The 19,021-nt window shown below is 66.9% G+C and carries 17 protein-coding genes; 4 read left to right on the top strand and 13 right to left on the bottom strand.

What is annotated here, in order from left to right; genetic code table 11:
- Positions 1-37 precede the first annotated feature (37 nt).
- Positions 38-613 carry an inorganic diphosphatase gene (gene ppa / locus ACH0BU_RS09640; RefSeq protein WP_046409585.1) on the top strand — a complete coding sequence of 192 codons (576 nt, stop codon included), beginning with the start codon at positions 38-40 and terminating at the stop codon, positions 611-613.
- A 64-nt stretch (positions 614-677) separates the two neighbouring features.
- On the opposite strand, the gene ACH0BU_RS09635 is transcribed toward ppa, so the two are convergent.
- Positions 678-1,163, bottom strand: coding sequence for a GNAT family N-acetyltransferase (locus tag ACH0BU_RS09635; protein WP_125946532.1), 486 nt, complete (start codon positions 1,161-1,163; stop codon positions 678-680).
- Positions 1,160-2,068 carry a DMT family transporter gene (locus ACH0BU_RS09630; protein WP_500263991.1) on the bottom strand — a complete coding sequence of 303 codons (909 nt, stop codon included), beginning with the start codon at positions 2,066-2,068 and terminating at the stop codon, positions 1,160-1,162. Before ACH0BU_RS09630 ends, ACH0BU_RS09635 begins: the two co-directional genes overlap by 4 nt.
- A gap of 228 nt (positions 2,069-2,296) precedes the next feature.
- Here ACH0BU_RS09630 and ACH0BU_RS09625 point away from each other — a divergent pair, with 228 nt between their 5' ends.
- Together ACH0BU_RS09625 and ACH0BU_RS09620 are read left to right on the top strand one after the other, a co-directional pair.
- Complete coding sequence (locus ACH0BU_RS09625) at positions 2,297-2,797, top strand: Ros/MucR family transcriptional regulator (RefSeq protein ID WP_046409579.1); 501 nt, start codon at positions 2,297-2,299, stop codon at positions 2,795-2,797.
- A 6-nt stretch (positions 2,798-2,803) separates the two neighbouring features.
- Positions 2,804-3,643, top strand: coding sequence for an oxygenase MpaB family protein (locus ACH0BU_RS09620; protein ID WP_314472396.1), 840 nt, complete (start codon positions 2,804-2,806; stop codon positions 3,641-3,643).
- 32 nt (positions 3,644-3,675) lie between these two features.
- On the opposite strand, the gene ACH0BU_RS09615 is transcribed toward ACH0BU_RS09620, so the two are convergent.
- Entirely contained in the window at positions 3,676-4,944 is a 1,269-nt protein-coding gene (locus ACH0BU_RS09615; RefSeq protein ID WP_296218854.1) for a dicarboxylate/amino acid:cation symporter, read from the bottom strand.
- Between the two features lie 164 nt (positions 4,945-5,108).
- On the opposite strand from ACH0BU_RS09615, the gene glmM reads away from it, so the two are divergent.
- A complete protein-coding gene (glmM, locus tag ACH0BU_RS09610; protein WP_125946535.1) occupies positions 5,109-6,449 on the top strand; it encodes a phosphoglucosamine mutase in 1,341 nt (446 codons plus the stop codon).
- A 74-nt stretch (positions 6,450-6,523) separates the two neighbouring features.
- Here glmM and nadA read toward each other — a convergent pair whose 3' ends face one another.
- From nadA to cobS, 10 genes are all read right to left on the bottom strand, one after another.
- Positions 6,524-7,522 (bottom strand): quinolinate synthase NadA, encoded by a 999-nt coding sequence (gene nadA / locus ACH0BU_RS09605; protein ID WP_296218866.1) that lies wholly within the window; start codon positions 7,520-7,522, stop codon positions 6,524-6,526.
- A 72-nt stretch (positions 7,523-7,594) separates the two neighbouring features.
- The gene (locus ACH0BU_RS09600) at positions 7,595-8,302 is read right to left on the bottom strand and encodes a DUF4230 domain-containing protein (protein WP_296218855.1); all 708 of its coding nucleotides are present in this window, start codon (positions 8,300-8,302) and stop codon (positions 7,595-7,597) included.
- Positions 8,292-9,155 (bottom strand): MBL fold metallo-hydrolase, encoded by an 864-nt coding sequence (locus ACH0BU_RS09595; protein WP_296218856.1) that lies wholly within the window; start codon positions 9,153-9,155, stop codon positions 8,292-8,294. Before ACH0BU_RS09595 ends, ACH0BU_RS09600 begins: the two co-directional genes overlap by 11 nt.
- A gap of 60 nt (positions 9,156-9,215) precedes the next feature.
- Complete coding sequence (locus ACH0BU_RS09590) at positions 9,216-10,835, bottom strand: M56 family metallopeptidase (protein ID WP_296218857.1); 1,620 nt, start codon at positions 10,833-10,835, stop codon at positions 9,216-9,218.
- On the bottom strand, positions 10,832-11,200 hold the full coding sequence (locus ACH0BU_RS09585; protein ID WP_046409571.1) for a BlaI/MecI/CopY family transcriptional regulator: 369 nt from the start codon (positions 11,198-11,200) through the stop codon (positions 10,832-10,834). Before ACH0BU_RS09585 ends, ACH0BU_RS09590 begins: the two co-directional genes overlap by 4 nt.
- Positions 11,201-11,280: 80 nt before the next feature.
- Positions 11,281-13,596, bottom strand: a complete 2,316-nt coding sequence (locus ACH0BU_RS09580) for an FtsK/SpoIIIE family DNA translocase (protein ID WP_296218858.1) — start codon at positions 13,594-13,596, stop codon at positions 11,281-11,283.
- 152 nt (positions 13,597-13,748) lie between these two features.
- Positions 13,749-14,192: a VOC family protein gene (locus ACH0BU_RS09575; RefSeq protein ID WP_296218867.1), complete on the bottom strand. Its 444-nt coding sequence runs from the start codon at positions 14,190-14,192 to the stop codon at positions 13,749-13,751.
- Entirely contained in the window at positions 14,192-15,496 is a 1,305-nt protein-coding gene (locus ACH0BU_RS09570; protein WP_296218859.1) for a UDP-glucose dehydrogenase family protein, read from the bottom strand. Before ACH0BU_RS09570 ends, ACH0BU_RS09575 begins: the two co-directional genes overlap by 1 nt.
- A gap of 511 nt (positions 15,497-16,007) precedes the next feature.
- Positions 16,008-17,831: a cobaltochelatase subunit CobT gene (cobT, locus tag ACH0BU_RS09565; RefSeq protein ID WP_136450873.1), complete on the bottom strand. Its 1,824-nt coding sequence runs from the start codon at positions 17,829-17,831 to the stop codon at positions 16,008-16,010.
- A gap of 163 nt (positions 17,832-17,994) precedes the next feature.
- Positions 17,995-18,999, bottom strand: coding sequence for a cobaltochelatase subunit CobS (gene cobS, locus ACH0BU_RS09560; protein ID WP_046409563.1), 1,005 nt, complete (start codon positions 18,997-18,999; stop codon positions 17,995-17,997).
- Positions 19,000-19,021 lie beyond the last annotated feature (22 nt).

Below are 19,021 nucleotides of genomic sequence, written 5' to 3'. Positions count from 1 at the left end.
GGCAACCAGACACATTCAAGGACAAGGGACTTACAGCATGCGCATCGACATGGTGCCGACGGGCGACAACCCGCCGCACAGCCTGAACGTCATCATCGAAGTGCCGACCGGTGGCGAGCCGGTGAAATATGAGTTCGACAAGGCCAGCGGCGCGCTGTTCGTCGATCGCATCCTGCACACGCCGATGCGCTATCCGGCGAATTACGGCTTCGTGCCGCACACGCTGTCGCCCGACGGCGATCCGCTCGACGCGCTGGTGGTGTCGCGCTCGCCGTTCATCCCGGGCTGCGTCGTGCGCGCACGGCCGATCGCAGTGCTGAACCTCGAGGACGAGGCCGGCGGCGACGAGAAGCTGGTGTGCGTGCCGGTGGATCAGACCTTCCCTTATTATTCCAAGGTCGGCGAGAAGGACGATCTGCCCGAGATCGTGTTCGAGCAGATCGAGCATTTCTTCACCCACTATAAGGACCTGGAGAAGAAGAAGTGGGTCCGCATCGGCAAGTGGGGCGGCGCCGAGGAAGCGCGGCAGATTACCGTCGAGGCGATCGAGCGCTACAACGAGGCCAAGAAGCAGGGCGAAGAGCCGCACGACCACGACGTTCCGGGTCGCTGATCACCCTCAGCCGGTAGAGTGATGACGGGCGCCACCCCTGGACGGGCGGCGCCCATTGTCATGTTCAGGCGGCCTGACCCGCCAGGCGGCGCAGCGCCTCCCCCGTGACGCGCTGCGTGGTCCATTCGTCCTGCGGCAGGGCGCCTTTCGCGCGGTAGAAGTCGAGCGCGGGGGTGTTCCAGTCGAGCACCGTCCATTCCAGCCGCGGGCAGCCGCGATCGAGCGCGACCTGCGCCAGCGCCTGAAGCAATGCACCGCCTGCCCCGGATCCACGCGCCTCGGGCGTGACGTAGAGATCCTCCAGCCACAGGCCCCGGCGCCCGGTCCAGGTCGAAAAGGTGTGGAAGAACAGCGCGAAACCGATGCTGAGGCCGCCCTGCGCCGCGAGCAGCACCTCGGCCGCTGGCGAGGGGCCGAACAACGCCTCCTGGAACATCGCCTCGGTCGCCTCGACCGCGTCGGGTTCGCGTTCATAGGCGGCAAGCTCGCGCACGAAACGCAGGATGGTGGGAATGTCGGCGGGAACGGCCGGCCGGATGGTGATGGTCATGCCGCCTGATCGATCGTTTGCGCGGCAATGTCACGCCTGCGCGCGGCGATCACGCAGGCGACGACGATCACCGCCGCGCCGAAGAGGGTATAAGGCGACACCCGCTCCCCAAAGACCAGGAAGCCCAGCACCGCGGCATAAACGAAGGACGTATATTCCGTCATCGCCAGATAGCCCGCCTCGCCATACGCATAGGCCCAGGACAGGAGCATCATCGACGCAAAGGCAAGCAACGCCGCGCCGATGAGCGGCAGGAGCGTCGACGCGGGCGGCAGCACCGCGAGCCAGGGGGCGGCGCAGAGCAGGATGAGGAAGATGACCACCGATTGGACAAAGGCAGTCTCCGCCGGCCGTGCGGCAAGCGACTGCAGCCGCGTCAGGATCAGGTTCACGGCATCGAGGATCGCCGATGTCAGGACGGCCATCGCACCCTGGAACGCCTCCGGGCCCAAAGCCGTGCGTGCCTGACCGGCGAAGATGGTGGCAATACCAAGGCTGGCGGCGACGACGGCACCGATCGTCCGGATCGACACCCGTTCCCCCAGCCACCATGCCGCGAGGATCAGCGCCAGAATGGGCGCGATGTAGGAGAGCGCAATCGCCTGCGCCATCGGCACGCGCGCCAATCCCCAGAAGAACAGCAGCCCCATCGCGCAAGTGATCGTCCCGCGCGAAAGATGAAGCAGCATGGCCCGGCGACTTGGCCGCCGTACGCCGGCCACCCCCCAGGCGGCGGCGCCCAGCGCAATATTACCAAGCGATCGCCACAGCATGGTGTTGTAGACGCCGATCGCCAGCACCAGCCCCTTCATTAGGGCGTCCATGACCGAGAACAGGGCAATGCCGAGAGCCGCGACCAGAAAGGCGACGGCTGGCGATACGGCAGAAGCAGGAATTCGCACCATTGCCGATCAATACGATCCAAGAGCGCAGTCGGCGAGGGGTAACAACCATTACTCGCAAAGGCTTAACTCAGGATGAATGTAGTTAACTGTGGTTTTCCCTAACAACAAAGCTGCGACTAAAAATTTAGAACGCGATACCACTTCAAGAAAAGCGGTATTTTTGACCCACGATTTTGTTGACCCGCACAGATGGCGCGCTTAGGCAACAAAAAAGTAAGGAGTGTAAAAATGACCGAAGATTCCGCCGACATCAACGCGGTTGAGCTTGCCACCGAGCTGACCATCGCTTGGCTGTCGAATCCCAATACGCGTGCATCCAGCGATGAGGTGCCGGGATTTCTGCACAAGATGCACGAAGCGGTGAATCAGCTGTCGACCAACACGCAGATCGCGACCGATGAGGAACCCGTCGGCGAATACACGCCGGCAGTTTCGGTGCGTAAGTCGCTTGCTTCCAAGGATCACATCATTTCGATGATCGACGGCAAGCCGTACAAGACGCTGCGTCGCCATCTTGCCGGCCACGGCCTCACGCCGGCGGAATACCGCCAGCGTTATGGCCTGAAGCCCGACTATCCGATGGTTGCCGAAAACTATTCGGAAGCGCGCCGCGCCATGGCCAAGAAGATCGGCCTCGGCCGCAAGCCGGGCATGACCCGTGGCGGCAACGAAGGCGGCACGGCAAAGCGCGGCCGCAAGGCAGCAGCGCCGGCGGCGAGCGAGGAGTAAGGGCGCATGGCCGGGGCAGCGCCGCTGCCCGGCATGCGTGACGCGATCGGCGGGCGCATTCGTGCGCTCGTCGGCTCCGGATCGATCGACCTGACCCGCCCGCCCGGCGATCCCGGGCTGTTCGGGCCGGGATCGATGGCGTGGCGCATCCACGGCGATTTTTCCGCCATGATGATCGGCGGCGTATCCGCGCTGCTGCTGCAGATGCTGCATCCGCTGGCGCTGGCCGGCGTCTGGGACCACAGCGACTTCCGGCGGGACCGGCTGGGCCGCCTGCGCCGCACCGCGCAATTCATCTCGCTGACCACCTTTGGCAGTAGCGCGGCGGCGACGCGCGCGATCGACCACGTTCGCGCGATCCATGATCGGGTGTCGGGTACGCTGCCGGACGGCACCCCCTATGACGCCAATGACCCGGAACTGCTCACCTGGGTCCATGTGGCGGAGGTCGACAGCTTCCTTCGCGCGTATCTACGCTATCGCCATCCCGCGCTGACCGGGACCGAGCAGGATCGCTATCTTGCCGAGACCGCCATCGTCGCCGAGCGGCTGGGCGCGCGCGACGTGCCGACATCGCGGCGGGCGGTGGAATCCTATTATCGCCGTTTGCGCCCGGCGTTACGCTGCGACGCGCGCAGCCGCGAGGTGGCGGATGCCTTGCTGGCGAGCGGCCCCGATGCGCTGACGACCAGTGCGCTGGCGATCGTCGCGCCGGCGGCGATCGAACTACTGCCCCCTTGGGCGGCGGCGATGCACGGTCGCGCGCCCAGCGCGATCGGCCGCCCCGCCATCCGCTTCGGGGCGAGAGGCATGAGCAATGTGGTGCGCTGGGCGCTGCGCCGCTGATCGCAGGCGCGCCGGTGCGAGCGACGGCTCGCTCAGTCGATCATGTGCTCGACAAGCGTGTCAGCCTCATCCCCCGGCATCTGCTCGCCGCGCGCCAGCGTCAGGGTGGTCGCCAGATCCCACATGACGTTGCCAAGCGTGCGCATGATATCCGGCAGTGTCTCCACCGCCACCAGCAGCCCCAGCGGGGCAGTGGGCGCACCGATCGCGGCGCAGACCGGCGCGACCGAGCTGACGTAACTGACTGTGCCCGGCAGGCTGACTGCGCCAAGCGACATCAGCGCCGCCACCAGCGTGCCGACCGCCAGCGTGCCGAGCGACAACGGTACGCCGAACCAATGCGCGATATAGATCGCTACCGCGAAGTTCATCGCGGGCCCGGTCGCCCGCAGCAGGGCAACGGCGAGCGGCAAGGTGACGCCTGCGGTCGTGACATGCGTCCCCAGCGACTGCGCACCGGCGAGCATGGCGGGCAAGGAGGCGAGCGACGACTGCGTCGATACGGCTACCGCTTGGCTCGGCAGCGCAGCGCGCGAGAAGCGCGCCAGCGACACGCGTCCACCGAACATCGCCATCGGATAGGCGCACAACGTCACCACCAGGCCGACCGCAACGACGATCAGGATATAATGGACCAACGCGTGGAAGGCGCCGCTGCCCGCGCGGGCGCCGACCACCAGCGCGAGCGCGAAGACGCCAAGCGGACCGACCCACAGCACCCAGCCGATGACCACCAGCATCGTGTCACGCACCGCGGTAAACACCCGCACCAGCAGTTCGCGCAGCTCGACGTCGATCCGCATCAGCGCGAACGCAAAGATCAGCGCGAAGATGATCATCGACAGGAAGTTGCTGTCAGCGGTGGTCTTGATGATGTTGTTGGGGATGATGCCCGACAGGAATTCCCCAAGTGGCGGCACCGGCGGATTAGGCCCGACCCCGGTGAGGGCAGCGCGGAGTGCGGCGGCGGATTCGGTGGGCAGCGGCACCAGTCCCAGGAACAGGGGCGTCAGAAAGGCGGCCGACAGCGCGGAGGCGACCATGACGGTGACGTACAGCGCGACCGCGCGCCCCGCGAGCCGCCCGGCCTGTGCCGCCTTGGCCGTCGCGGCGACGCCGGTGACCAGCAGCGAAAAGACCAGCGGGACGATGGTCATCTGCAAGGCGTTGAGCCACGACTGGCCCACCGGCTGCGCGACCGAGATCACCGGATCCACCGATTCCAGAGCGTAAGCAGCCAGCACGATCCCGACGAGCAGCCCGGCGATCAGCGCCAGGAGAATGCGAGTAGATTGGGACATCACGCCTTTCGAACTGTTCGTCACCTTGGACTTGTCCCTCAGCCCACCACGGGGCAAGAGCCAAGAAAGTTATGGTTCTGCGGCACCAAGGTGGCGGGAGCAAGCCTGTCCTGACAACGCGCCGATCGACGCGCGGGGGGACGCCAAAAGGGTGGAGATCGCGTGTGGCACGCAAATATTTCGGCACGGACGGTATTCGTGGACTGACTAACCTGTCGCCGATGACGGCGCAAATGGCGATGAAGGTCGGCATGGCGGCCGGCGCCCACTTCCTGCGCGGCGATCATCGTCACCGCGTGGTGATCGGCAAGGACACGCGACTGTCGGGCTATATGCTCGAGAACGCGCTGGTCGCGGGCTTCACCTCCGTGGGCATGGATGTTGTGCTGCTCGGCCCGTTGCCGACCCCTGCCGTGGCGATGCTTACCCAGTCGATGCGCGCTGACCTGGGCGTGATGATCTCGGCCAGCCACAATCCCTTCGACGACAATGGCATCAAGCTGTTCGGCCCGGACGGCTACAAATTGTCAGACGAGGCCGAGATGGCGATCGAGGCGCTGATCGACGGCGACATCGCGCTGGCGCCCGCGGGCGATATCGGCCGCGCCCGCCGCGTCGAGGACGCGCGTGGCCGCTACATTCACTTCGCGAAATCGACCTTCCCGGCGGACCTGCGGCTCGACGGGCTGAAGGTGGTGATCGATTGCGCCAATGGCGCGGCCTATCAGGTCGCGCCATCCGCCTTGTGGGAGCTTGGCGCGGAAGTGGTGGCGATCGGCGTCGCGCCGAACGGCAAGAACATCAATCACCGCGTCGGCTCGACCGCGCCGCAGACGCTGTCCGAGACGGTCGTGGCAAGCGGCGCCGCCATCGGCATCGCGCTTGACGGTGATGCCGACCGGCTGATCGTGGTCGACGAACATGGCCGTGTCGTCGACGGTGACCAATTGATGGCGACAATCGCAACCAGCTTTGCCCGTCGTGGTGAGCTGGCCGGTGGCGGGCTGGTCGCGACCATCATGTCCAACCTGGGGTTGGAGCGGCATCTGGCGGCGCAGGGCCTTGGCCTCGTCCGCACGTCCGTCGGCGACCGGTATGTGCTGGAGGCGATGCGCACGCGCGGTTTCAACGTCGGCGGCGAGCAGTCCGGGCACATCATCCTGTCGGATTACGGCACGACGGGCGACGGTCTGGTCGCCGCGCTGCAGATCCTGGCCGAGGTGAAGCGCGCGGGCGCGCCGGCGAGCGAGGTGCTGCATCGCTTCGAGCCGCTGCCGCAGCTGCTGAAGAACGTGCGCTATGCCCGGGGCGGCAAGCCGCTGGAAGTCGACAGCGTCAAGCAGACGATCGCCGCGGCCGAGGCGGAACTGGCCGATAGCGGCCGGCTGGTGATCCGGCCATCGGGGACGGAGCCGGTAATCCGCGTCATGGCCGAAGGCGAGGATGCCGCGCAGGTGGAAGCGGTGGTCGATCGCGTGTGCGAGGCGGTTCGCGCCGCCGCGTAACACCCGATCGCGGAGAGCGGCGCGCTGGCGGCGCCGCTCGTCACTCTCCCCCTCCGCGGAGAGAGCGCCGGTGGTCAGTCGCCGGTCACCTTCGCGGGCCCCAGATCGCCCTGGCCGATGGTTCCGCTCGCCATGGCCAGCATCGCGTCGAGGCTCTTCTTCGCCTTGACGCGCAGTTCCTCGTCCATCTCGATCCGCGGCTCCAGATCGCGCAGCGCGACGTAGAGCTTCTCCATCGTGTTGAGCGCCATGTACGGGCAGATGTTACAGTTGCAGTTGCCGTCGGCGCCCGGCGCACCGATGAAGGTCTTGCCCGGCAGCGCCTTTTCCATCTGGTGGATGATGTGCGGCTCGGTCGCGACGATCAGCGTGTCGCCCGGCATTGCCATGGCATATTCGAGGATGCCGCGGGTCGAGCCGACATAATCGGCGTGGTCGAGAATGACGGCCGGGCACTCCGGGTGCGCCGCGATGGGCGCGCCGGGATGCTGCGCCTTCAGCTTCAGGAGCTCGGTCTCGCTGAACGCCTCGTGCACGATGCACACGCCGGGCCACAGGATGAGGTCACGCCCGGTCTTGCGCGCGAGATAGCCGCCGAGGTTCCGATCGGGACCGAAGATGATCTTCTGGTCCTTGGAGATCTGCGAGAGGATCTTTTCCGCCGAAGACGAGGTGACGATCACGTCGGACAGCGCCTTCACCGCGGCCGAGCAGTTGATGTAGGTGAGCGCGATCGCATCGGGGTGCTGCGCGCGGAACGCGGCGAATTGCTCGGGCGGACAGCTGTCCTCGAGCGAGCAGCCGGCGTCCATGTCGGGCAGGATCACGGTCTTCTGCGGCGAGAGGATTTTCGCCGTCTCCGCCATGAAGCGCACGCCGCAAAAGGCGATCACGTCTGCATCGGTCGCCTGCGCCTTGCGCGACAGATCAAGGCTGTCCCCGACAAAGTCGGCGATGTCCTGAATCTCTGGCTTTTGATAATAATGCGCGAGGATCACCGCATTGCGCTCCTTGCGGAGGCGTTCGATCTCGGCGCGGATGTCGACGCCCTTCAGGTTCTGCGGCTGTTCCATGGCGACGCAGATGGCCCGACTGGCCCATTCGATCAAGATAGCATTAATGTTCGGCTGAAGGCCGGGCAGCGACTATTGCGCGTTCGCCAGCACTTCCTGAAGGCTGCGGCTCATGTCCCACTGCTCGCCGTTCCCGGGCACGGGCTCCCCGGCGAAGCGCACGTTGACGCTTACCGGCAGGCTGGCGGCCGAAAGGGCGCCGCCGAACAATCGTGATATGGCGCTGCGCGCATTCTCCCGCGCCTTGGCGATGTTCTCCGGATCGTTCGCCCGGTCCGCGACCGCTGTCGCCGCCGTGGTTGCGACCTTGCGCTGCAGGTCTGCCATTGCGTCCCGCGACACATAGACCCCGCTGGTCTGATCCAGCGTGACGCGCGCATGGTCGATGTTCGGCTTACCGGCGCTGACGTCCGGCACCTCGACGGTCAGCGTCCTGCTGCGTTCGTCATAGCGAAAGTCACGCGGCGCGAGGCGGCGCAGATTGACGAAATAATCGACCTCGAACGGCGCCTTCACCACGCGCGTCGAGCTGAGCCAGCCCCACAGTCGGCTGGTCGCCCCGGTTGCCTGCACCGTGCCGGTGAGGCGACTGACGCGCAGGTCCGCACTGGTATGAAGGGTCGCCGCGACAACCCGCGCGACCGCCAGGCCGCTGTCGTCGGTTGCGACGACGTGGCGATCGTCCCACCAGCGGTAACTGGCAATCGTCGCGACGACGATCGCGAAGGCGATGGCAAGGCCCACTGCGGCGATCGCAATCGATCGTCCGTCAGGCCGCATCCACACTTTCCCAGCCGCCGCCGTGGCTGCGCACCAGCGCGCGCCGCTCCAGATCGACGAGGTGCGCGAGGACAGAGCGTTCGGCCGCCGGATAGAGCCGGGGGTCGACGCCGACGTACATCTTTTCCACCATCGCCGGGATATCGACGGTGCCGGCGCGCAGCAGGCGCAGGATCTGCCCTTCGCGCTGTTTGCGGTGCCCCAGCAGGCCGCGCACCAGGCGTTGCGGCCGCTCGATCGCCTCACCATGGCCGGGGTAATAGATGCGGTCGTCGCGGCCGATCAGCTTCTCGAGGCTGGCCATATATTGCGTCATGTCGCCATCGGGGGGCGAGACGACGCTGGTCGCCCAGCCCATCACATGATCGCCGGAAAACAGCACCTTTGTCTCGCGAAGGGCAAAGGCAAGGTGGTTGGACGTGTGGCCCGGCGTCGCGATCGCTTCCAGCGTCCAGCCATCGCCGGCGACCGTATCGCCCTCCGCCAGCACGCGATCCGGCGCGTAATCATGGTCGAACGAGGCGTCGGAGCGGGGTCCGTCATCCTCCAGCGCGAAGGGCGCAGCGCCGACGACCGGCGCGTCCAGTTCGGCGGCGAGCCGGGGGGCGCCGGGGCTGTGATCCCGATGGTGGTGGGTGATGACGATCGCACGCACCGGGCGACCCGCCACCACCGCGAGCAGCGCGGCGTGATGCGCCTCATCGGCAGGGCCGGGATCGATGATCGCGAGATCGGTCGTCCCGACGACGTGCGTCTGGGTACCCGTGTAGGTGTAGGCCGAGGCGTTAGGCGCGAGCACGCGCGTGACGAGCGGCTCTAGCACGATCGGAATACCGGTTGGCGGTGCCTCCATGAGACCGCAGATGGCCGGTTCGTCAGGTGAAGGCAAGGGCGGCGCGATCAGCGCTGCGGATCAATGATGCGCCGCGTCCTCCATCCGGGATGTTTCGCGATCGAGCGCGTGAAGGGCGTGGTCGCGCTCCGCGAGTGTCAGATGACCGTTGGCACGGACGGCCGCGCGCGCGGCATGCATGGCCTCGCGGGCGCTTGCCATGGCCGCTTTCCGGGCAATTTCGGCCTCTTGCAAGGCGGCCTCGGCTCGATGCTGCGCCTCGGCCCGCGCCCGGGCGCTACGACGTTCGATCCGGTCGGTGCAGATGGTCACGCGCGGACGACCGGCCTCGGTATCATGGACGACGGTCGGCTCGATCACGTCACCGGCGCAGGCGGCTGAGCGGACAGTCGGAACGGTCACGGAGACGTGGCCGTCCCTGGTCCAACGCGGAACGGCAGGCGGGTCCGGGGGGATCGGCGCTGCGGCCGGCGCCGGCGGAGCGGGGGGCGTGGCGGCGGCGGCCAGCGGGCTTTCGTCCGACGACGGCTCCGGCGCGAGCGGGGGTTCCGGAGGCTCGGGCACCGGGTTGGCGGCGATCCAGGCCTCTGCAGCCTCGCCCTCCAACACGCGGCGCTTGCCGTCGCGCTCGACCACGACGCGCACGTCGTGCGCCGTCGGTGCGGGCGTCGGCGCAATGGCCGGCAGCGCGGCCTCGGCCGCGGTTTCGACGCTGGCGCGCACCCGTTCCGCCGCGCGCGTCCCGGAGGCAGTGAGGCCGAGCGCGCCGGCACCCGTGGCGAATACCGCCGCCAGCCCGACGAGCGTGCGCGCGCGCGAGATGCGCATCGTGCCCAGCATCCGCAGACGGCCCTTGAGATCGTCAGCGGTGTGGAGGTGGCAGGCGGCGGCGATCGCGCCGCCATGCGCCGCCTTCACGATCGCACAGGCATAGGCATGGCGCGCGTCGCTGCCGAGCCGCGCCAGCACGCGCGCGTCATTGGCCATCTCCTGATCGGCGCGAAACGCGCGGAAGGCGTACCAGGCGAGCGGATTGAACCAGTGCAGCGCCAGCACCGCGAGCGCGAGCCAATTGGCGACAAGGTCACCGCGGGCATGGTGACCCAGCTCATGCGCCAGCGCGAGGCGGCGTTCGTCGGCATCGTAGCGGGCAGTGAAATCGCGCGGGAAGGCAACGAAGCGGCGCAGCACGCCGAAGGCCAGGGGGCCGGTCGCCGCCGCGCTTTCGACGATCGTTACGCCATCGATCCGGTCAATCGTGCTCGCCCGCGTCAGCAGACGCCGGCGGAAGCGGTGATAGGCAAGCAGGTGCCAGCCGATGAACGCCGCCGCGCCCAGCCCCCACAGCAGAGCAAGGGAAGAACCGAGCGTGAGGAAGGAGGGCGCGGCAGCGTCGCCGGCGGCAGGGACGATCAACACCGTCACCTGCTGGCCGACCTCGCCAAGCGGAGCGGCTAACGTCGTAGAAATGGGGGCGGCCACCTGTTCGCGGACGCTTTCCGGCAAGGGGGGCAACACCAGGCGCAGCAGCGGGAGCGACCAGAGCGCATAGGCGACCGGCGCGCCGAAGCTGCGGCGCACGGGTCCGCGCACGAGCAGCACCAAGGCGATGAGAAGCGCGGAGGCGGCGAGCGCCTCGACCATCCACGAGACGCCTGCCGAGCCTCCGAGCGCGCTCATTGTTTCAGCGCCTTGAGGAGGGTTTCGATTTCCGCGATATCCTGCGCGGAAAGCTCATCGCGTTCCGCGAGATGCGCGACCAGCGGGGTCAGCTTGCCGCCGAACAGCCGGTCGATCAGCCGGCGCGATTCGCCCGCGACATAATCGCCACGCTGGACCGCCGGGCGATAGAGATAGCGACGGCCATCCTCCTCATGGGTGATGGCGTTCTTCGCGAGGAGCCGGCCGAGCAAGGTCTTGACGGTATTAGCGCTCCAGCCGCGGTCGGGATCGACCCGCTCCGCCACGTCCTGCGCGGTGAGCGGACTTTCGTCCCACAGCACCTCCATCACCGCATGTTCGGCATCGCTGATCCGTTCGGCCACGACTCGACTCTCCTGCAACTACATCTGTGGTCGCACCGTTTACGGCCGTAGTCAATAAGGACGAATCCGTCCGGTGCGGCTCAGACCGGATGCCCCTCCGTATCGCGCAGCACCTCGCGCCGGCCGACGTGATCGGGGCGGCTGACGATGCCGTCCTTCTCCATCCGCTCGATGAGGCGCGCGGCCGAATTGTAGCCGATGCGAAGCTGGCGCTGCAGCCACGATGTCGACGCCTTCTGGCTTTCGCACACCAGCTGGATCGCGGCGCGATATTGCTGGTCCTCGGCCGAATCCTCGCCGGTGGGGGCGCCTTCGATCTCGAAGCTCTGTTCCGGCTCCTCGGTGACGGAAGAGATATAGTCCGGCGTCCCCTGCGAGCGCCAGTGATCGGTGACGCGCTGCACTTCCTCGTCGCTGACGAAGGGGCCGTGGACGCGCACGATACCCTTGCCGCCGGGCATGTAGAGCATGTCGCCCTTGCCCAGCAGCTGCTCGGCGCCCTGTTCGCCCAGGATGGTGCGCGAATCGATCTTCGAGGTGACGTGGAAGCTGATGCGGGTCGGCAAATTCGCCTTGATGACCCCGGTGATGACGTCGACCGAGGGGCGCTGCGTCGCCATGATGAGGTGGATGCCGGCGGCGCGCGCCTTTTGCGCGAGGCGCTGAATGAGGAATTCGACTTCCTTGCCCGCCGTCATCATCAGGTCGGCGAGCTCGTCGACGATCACGACGATCTGCGGCAGCACCTGATAATCGAGCTGTTCCTCCTCATAGACCGGGCGGCCGTTCTCGTCCCAGCCGGACTGGACCTTGCGCCCCAACGGCGCGCCCTTGGCCTTGGCCGCGCGCACCTTTTCGTTGAAGCCACCGAGGCTGCGCACGCCGAGCGAGGACATCTGGCGATAGCGATCCTCCATCTGCTCCACCGCCCATTTCAGCGCGCGGACCGCCTTGGCGGGATCGGTCACGACGGGGGAGAGAAGATGCGGAATGTCGTCATACATCGACAGTTCGAGCATCTTGGGATCGATCATGATCATGCGGCACTGATCGGGGGTGAGCCGATAGAGCAGCGACAGGATCATCGCGTTGAGACCGACCGACTTGCCCGATCCGGTGGTGCCGGCGACCAGCAGGTGCGGCATCGGCGCGAGATCGGCGATCACCGGATCGCCGGCGATATTCTTGCCCAGAATCACCGGGAGTTGCGCGTTCTGATCCTCGAACGCCTGGCTGCCGATCAGTTCGTGCAGCGACACCGTCTCCCGCTTCGGATTGGGCAGTTCGATGCCGATCACCGTGCGGCCGGGGATCGTCGCCACGCGCGCCGAAATGGCGCTCATGTTGCGGGCGATGTCGTCGGCCAGGCTGATGACGCGGGTCGCCTTGATGCCCGGCGCGGGCTCCAGTTCGTACATCGTCACGACGGGACCGGGGCGCACCTCGACAATCGCGCCCTTCACGTTGAAATCGTCGAGCACGGTTTCGAGCAGGCGCGCGTTGCGTTCCAGTGCGGTCTTGTCGATCTGCGGGTTCTGCGACGGGGGCGCGGGCGTCAGCATCTCGAGCGTGGGAAGCTCGTAATCGTCGCGCAGCGCGAGCTTCGTCTGGCGCGGTTCCTTGCTTCCGGTGCCGGTGGCTGGCGGCGCCGGGCGATCGTTGATGACCGGGGCCGGGCGGGAATCGGGCAGGGCGGTCGCGCGCGGCTCAATCCCGCGGCGGGGCAGTTCCTCCGCGTCGTCGTCCAGCCCCTCGTCGTCGACCGGACCACCATCGGCGGAGCGCCGGGCGATGCGCAGCCGGGGGCGGGGCATCCAGCCGCGCGGCAGGTCCACCTCAAGGCTGCGCCCCCAGACGATCGCACCGGACAGGCCGCTCACCACGCCCAGCGCGATGATGCTCCACCAGGTGACCTGAGGGTTGCTGGCAAAGGCGAGCGCCCAGCGTGCCGCGGCCACGCCGCCGAGGCCAATCGCACCGCCCCAGCCGAAGGGCAGCGCCAGCACCGCATCATCCGAGACACACGCCAAGGCGATCGCCATCAGCGCGACGCCGATCAGCGCCTGGCGGAGCATCCGCTTCCACGCGCCCGCGGGCCGGTCACGCCACAGGCGCATGGCGACAATCGCCGGTATCGGGAGCAGAAGCGCCACGGCGGGGCCGAAGAGGGTGAGCGCAAGGTCAGCGAACCAGGCGCCCGGCACGCCGATCAGATTGCCCGTGACGCCGGCCGACGCGGTATTGAGCGACCCGTCGCCCGGACGATAGCTGGCCAGAGCGAGCGCCATCAGCGCGGTGGCGATGAACAGGACGATCGCGGTCGCCAGCGCGCCGCTGCGAACCGCCCCCGCCTTGACCGTCTCGCGCCACAAGGACGTTTGCGCCTTGCTCGCCATGCCTCTACGCCCCCAACAATGTCGTGAAATAATCGGCGACGATCATCTGCCTGGCGGACTCGCTCGTCAAGCCGGGGGCGCCGGGCGGAGGGCGGTTCCCGCCCGGGTGTGATGGCGCGGGCACGCTATCGCCGACGCTTGCGGGCGTGGGGTCAGCCTCCCGCCCGCTTCGGGCGATCCGCATCGTTCTTCCACAGGCCGGGCGTCGCCAGTTCGAGCACATGGCCGTCGGGATCGTTGAAATAAAGGCTGTGACCGCCAGCGGGCCAGCTCACCTCCTGCGTCACGGCAACGCCGCAGCCGGCGAGATGCGCGCGCCAGGCATCGAGATCCGACGCCGGAATCGCAAAGGCCATGTGGAGCGGGCCGTGGCCGTCATGCCCCGGGATGGTGCCCCCCGGGGTCGCGACATCCTCAGTCGACTGGCCGCGGGCGAACACCAGCAGGACACCGCCATGCCCGGCGTCGAAAGCGGTCAGACGGTCGCTCTCGATCATCGGGGCCAGGCCGAGCACATCGCGAAAGAACCCGACCGACCGCGCCATGTCATCGACATAAAGCGCGGTTTCGAGCAGCCCGGCGATGCGCGGGCGCATCACCGGCCGACACCCGTGTAATGGAAGCCGACGCGCTCCACGTCTTCGCGATCATAGATGTTGCGCAGATCGACCAGCACCGGCGCCGCCATGGTCGACTTCAGCCGCTGAAAGTCGAGCGCGCGGAACGCATCCCATTCGGTGACGATCACCACCACGTCCGCGCCCTCGGCCGCCTCATACGGCCCGCTGCAATAGGTCAGGGAAGCCGGCATCACCGATCGGGCCGCCTCCATCCCTTCGGGATCATAGGCCTTCACCGTCACGCCGGCATCAACCAGGCTCTGCACGATCGCGATCGACGGCGCATCGCGCATGTCGTCGGTGTTGGGCTTGAACGTGAGGCCCAGGATGGCAGCGGTCTTGCCACGCGGCTCCTCGCCGAGTTGCGCCAGCACCTTGCGGCCCATCGCCCGCTTGCGCGCGTCGTTCACCTTGACCACCGCCTCAACGACATGGACCGGCGCGTCATAATCCTCCGCCGTCTTCAGCAGCGCCAGCGTGTCCTTGGGGAAGCACGAGCCGCCATAGCCGGGGCCGGCATGGAGGAACTTGCGCCCGATGCGATTGTCGAGGCCGATGCCGCGCGCGACGTCCTTCACATCGGCGCCGACCGCTTCGCACAGGTTCGCCATTTCGTTGATGAAGGTGATCTTGGTCGCGAGGAAGGCGTTGGCGGCATATTTGGTCAGTTCGGACGTGCGACGGCCGGTGAATAGGATCGGGCTCTCGCCAAGATACAGCGGGCGGTAGATTTCGCTCATCACTTCGCGGGCGCGGGGATCATCGGTGCCGACGACGATCCGGTCAGGACGCTTGAAATCGCCGATCGCGGCGCCTTCGCGCAGGAATTCGGGGTTGGAGACGACGGCGAAATCCACGTCCGGCCGGGTATCGCGCAGGATCTGCTCGACTCGGTCCCCGGTACCGACCGGCACCGTCGATTTGGTGACGACCACCAGCGGTCCGGTTGCCGCGCGCGCGATCTCCTCGGCCGCGGCATAGACGTAGGAGAGGTCGGCGTGGCCATCACCGCGGCGCGAGGGCGTGCCCACCGCGATGAACACCGCGTCCGCGCCAGCGACACCGGCCGCAAGATCGGTGGTGAACGTCAGTCGGCCGGCGGCGACGTTGTTCGCCACAAGCTGATCGAGCCCGGGCTCGTAGATCGGCATCCGCCCAGCGTGGAGCGCCGCAATCTTGCTGTCGTCCTTGTCGACGCAGGTCACCTGATGGCCGAAATCGGCAAAACAGGCCCCCGAAACGAGTCCGACATAGCCCGAACCGATCATCGTGATACGCATGTATGGCCCTCGTTATGGCAGTGCCGTCCGCTGCCCGGGACGGGTTCTGTACGCAGTGTGTTCCAGCGCATCAACCGTCGCCGCCATCGCGGTGCGATCTGCGCAATGATCAGAGTGCACGGTCAACCGATGATGAAGAACAACCGACATTGATCACGATCAACATCAGCGCGCCCGCTGCCATTAGATGATCCCGGTTCGGAACAATTGACGGCTAGTTTCGTTTTCCCTCCGAAACGGCGCCGTTTTTGGGCTGTTCTTTGTCCCGCCGCGCTGGCAGAGGATTTGTTCAATCTCAGCCCTTTAGCCATTCCGGATTCTGCAAACGTGATTGATGTCAGTCGGGAGATGATTGCCTACGGCTTGATCGGAACGGTCGCGCTCGTTGCGACTCCGGTCATCATCGCGTTACTCCAGCGCCGAAAGCGGGAGAAGCTGCGGCGCCGCGGGATCAAGCGTTACGGACATTAAGGCCGCGGCTGTTTACTGAAAGGCGCTTGCCACGCGCTGCTTATTCAGCGTCGAACAATGCCGCGAGTTGTTCGATGATCGTGCCGCCGAGCTGCTCGGCATCCATGATCGTCACTGCGCGATTGTAATAGCGCGTCACGTCGTGGCCGATGCCGATCGCGATGAGCTCCACCGGTGAGCGGCGCTCGATCCAGTCGATGACCTGCCGCAGATGACGCTCGAGATACGATCCGCTGTTCACTGACAGCGTTGAATCGTCGACCGGCGCGCCGTCCGAGATCACCATCAGGATTCGGCGTTCCTCGGGCCGGGCGATCAGGCGGCCGTGCGCCCACAGCAGCGCCTCGCCGTCGATATTCTCCTTCAGCAACCCTTCGCGCATCATCAGGCCGAGCGAATTGCGCGCGCGGCGCCACGGCTCGTCGGCCTGTTTGTAGACGATGTGGCGGACGTCGTTGAGGCGGCCGGGCTGCGGCGGACGGCCCGCCGCAAGCCATGTCTCGCGGCTCTGCCCGCCCTTCCACGCGCGGGTGGTGAAGCCGAGGATCTCGGTCTTGACCCCGCACCGCTCCAGCGTGCGCGCGAGGATGTCGGCACTGATCGCCGCGATCGAGATCGGGCGGCCGCGCATAGAGCCGGAATTGTCGATCAGCAGCGTGACCACCGTGTCCTTGAACTCGGTGTCCTTTTCCACCTTGTACGACAACGACTGCATCGGGTTGATGACGACCCGGGCGAGACGGGCGGCGTCGAGCAGCCCTTCTTCCTGGTCGAAATCCCACGACCGGCTCTGCTGCGCCATCAGCCGCCGCTGCAGCCGGTTGGCGAGCCGCGATACCACAGCCTGAAGCGGCACGAGCTGCTGGTCGAGATAGCCGCGCAGCCGCGCCAGTTCGTCCGTGTCGCACAATTCGGTGGCGGCGATCACCTCGTCGAACTGTGTGGTCCAGATCTTATAGTCGAAGTCGGGCGACCAATCGGTGGTGGGCCGGTTCGGGCGGACGGGCTGCATCCCCTCCTCCCCGTCATCGGTCGGATCGCCATCGAGGTCGTCGAGATTGTCCTCGCCCTGCTCCTGCCCCTCGCCCTCGGTATCCTCCGATTCGCGCTGCTCGCCGCGCTGCTCGGATTCGGCCTGACCCTCGCCGTCCTGGCTTTCGCCTTCCTCGCCCTCGTCCTGCTGCTCGCTGTCGGTGCCCTCGTCCTCGTTGCCGCCGTCATCGGCATCCTCTGGCGCCCGGTCACCCTCGACCAGTTCGAGATCTTCGAGCAGCTTCATCGCCAGGCTCTGGAAGGCGCGCTGATCGTCGAGCGCCAGCGCCATGCCGCTGAGATCGGCCCGCTCGTTGATCCAGTCGCGCACCAGCGCGAGGCCCGCGGCGGCGCTCGCCGGCGATTCCTGCCCGGTCAGTGCCTCACGCACCATCAGGCCGAGCGCGGTGGACAGCGGCACCTCGTCACGGTTGCGTGCGCGGGTGATGGGATCGGCGCGCAGGCGAACGTCGAGCGCCTGCGCCAGATTGTTGGTGATGCCGGCATAGCCGCGGCTGCCGAGCGCCTCGACCCGGGCGCCCTCCACCGCGTCGAACACGGCGCGCGCAATCGCCTCCTGCGGGGCGCCGCGCGCATGCATCGCCGGATCATGGTGCTTCAGCCGCAGCGCGAAACCGTCGGCGAAGCCGCGCGCTTCCGCCACCTGGTCGGCCGGCAGGCTGCGCGCCGGCATCGGCACCTTCAGATGCTTGCCCGACTGGGTCGGCGCATCGGCGGTGAAGGCGAGTTCAAGCTCCTGCTCCTCCGACAAGGCGCGCGACGCGCCGCCGAGGACGTTCTTGAACCGATCGAGCGGGGTTTCGGTGGCCATCAGCTGTATTCCTTGCGCGCCATGCCGGCGTCGCGACGTACATGGGAGAGCCCGGCCCGGCGTACGCCCCGGTGATCAGGGCGACACGCCGGAAGGACGGTGGGCGCAGGCGTCGCCAGCCATGTCTCCCCGGTCGACAAGGTGGGTCAGGCCCTCCGCGGCATCAAGCCTTGCCCACCACGCTTTCGGGCAGGTCCTTGCCGAACACGCGCTGGTAATATTCGGCGACCAGCGGCCGTTCCGCCTCGTCGCACTTGTTGAGGAATGACAGGCGGAAGGCGAAGCCCACGTCCTTGAAGATCAGCGTGTTCTGCGCCCAGGTGATCACCGTACGCGGGCTCATCACGGTGGAAATATCGCCGTTGATGAAGCCCTTGCGGGTCAGGTCCGCGACGCGGATCATGTCCTCGACCTGCTTCTTGCCCTCCGGCTTGTCATATTCGCCCGACTTGGCGAGCACGATGTTCGCCTCGGTCGCGGCCGGCAGGTAGTTCAGCGTGACGACGATGTTCCAGCGGTCCATCTGACCCTGGTTGATCTGCTGCGTGCCGTGATACAGCCCGCTGGTGTCGCCGAGGCCCACCGTATTGGCGGTCGCGAACAGGCGGAAATAGGGGTTGGGGCGGATCACGCGATTCTGGTCGAGCAGCGTCAGCTTGCCCTCCGTCTCCAGCACGCGCTGAATCACGAACATCACGTCCGGGCGGCCGGCGTCATATTCGTCGAAGACCAGCGCGGTCGGCGTCTGCAGCGCCCAGGGCAGCAGCCCTTCGCGGAACTCGGTGATCTGCTGACCATCCTTCAGCACGATCGCGTCGCGGCCGATGAGGTCGATACGGCTGATATGCGCGTCGAGGTTGATACGGATGCACGGCCATTTCAGCCGCGCCGCCACCTGTTCGATGTGCGTCGATTTGCCGGTGCCGTGATAGCCCTGCACCATCACGCGGCGATTGTGCGCGAAGCCGGCCAGCACCGCGAGCGTCGTGTCCGGATCGAACACATAAGCGGGGTCGAGATCGGGCACCCGCTCATCCGCCTCGCTGAAGGCGGGGCATTGCATGTCACTGTCGATCCCGAACATCTCACGCACGCTGACCATCTTGTCGGGCGCGTCGAGGATCGTCGTTTCGCGGCTGTCGGGAAGCGTGTTCGGGATATCGGTCATGCGCGCCTCGGAATTAACACGA

Source organism: Sphingomonas olei (assembly GCF_045369765.1).
GTDB lineage: Bacteria > Pseudomonadota > Alphaproteobacteria > Sphingomonadales > Sphingomonadaceae > Sphingomonas > Sphingomonas panaciterrae.
Note: the sequence above shows the minus strand (reverse complement) of the source record. Positions and strands in the feature narration are given on the sequence as shown.

What these genes read in the sequence shown, in the direction of transcription:
- ACH0BU_RS09615 (WP_296218854.1), bottom strand. Translation starts at nt 4,944, where the DNA reads ATGTCCCAATCTACTCGCATTCTCCTGGCGCTGATCGCCGGGCTGCTC.
- ACH0BU_RS09575 (WP_296218867.1), bottom strand. Translation starts at nt 14,192, where the DNA reads ATGCGCCCGCGCATCGCCGGGCTGCTCGAAACCGCGCTTTATGTCGAT.
- ACH0BU_RS09630 (WP_500263991.1), bottom strand. Translation starts at nt 2,068, where the DNA reads ATGGTGCGAATTCCTGCTTCTGCCGTATCGCCAGCCGTCGCCTTTCTG.
- ACH0BU_RS09620 (WP_314472396.1), top strand. Translation starts at nt 2,804, where the DNA reads ATGGCCGGGGCAGCGCCGCTGCCCGGCATGCGTGACGCGATCGGCGGG.
- nadA (WP_296218866.1), bottom strand. Translation starts at nt 7,522, where the DNA reads ATGGAACAGCCGCAGAACCTGAAGGGCGTCGACATCCGCGCCGAGATC.
- ACH0BU_RS09580 (WP_296218858.1), bottom strand. Translation starts at nt 13,596, where the DNA reads ATGGCGAGCAAGGCGCAAACGTCCTTGTGGCGCGAGACGGTCAAGGCG.
- cobT (WP_136450873.1), bottom strand. Translation starts at nt 17,831, where the DNA reads ATGGCCACCGAAACCCCGCTCGATCGGTTCAAGAACGTCCTCGGCGGC.
- ppa (WP_046409585.1), top strand. Translation starts at nt 38, where the DNA reads ATGCGCATCGACATGGTGCCGACGGGCGACAACCCGCCGCACAGCCTG.
- ACH0BU_RS09570 (WP_296218859.1), bottom strand. Translation starts at nt 15,496, where the DNA reads ATGCGTATCACGATGATCGGTTCGGGCTATGTCGGACTCGTTTCGGGG.
- ACH0BU_RS09595 (WP_296218856.1), bottom strand. Translation starts at nt 9,155, where the DNA reads ATGGAGGCACCGCCAACCGGTATTCCGATCGTGCTAGAGCCGCTCGTC.
- ACH0BU_RS09625 (WP_046409579.1), top strand. Translation starts at nt 2,297, where the DNA reads ATGACCGAAGATTCCGCCGACATCAACGCGGTTGAGCTTGCCACCGAG.
- ACH0BU_RS09590 (WP_296218857.1), bottom strand. Translation starts at nt 10,835, where the DNA reads ATGAGCGCGCTCGGAGGCTCGGCAGGCGTCTCGTGGATGGTCGAGGCG.
- ACH0BU_RS09635 (WP_125946532.1), bottom strand. Translation starts at nt 1,163, where the DNA reads ATGACCATCACCATCCGGCCGGCCGTTCCCGCCGACATTCCCACCATC.
- cobS (WP_046409563.1), bottom strand. Translation starts at nt 18,999, where the DNA reads ATGACCGATATCCCGAACACGCTTCCCGACAGCCGCGAAACGACGATC.
- ACH0BU_RS09600 (WP_296218855.1), bottom strand. Translation starts at nt 8,302, where the DNA reads ATGCGGCCTGACGGACGATCGATTGCGATCGCCGCAGTGGGCCTTGCC.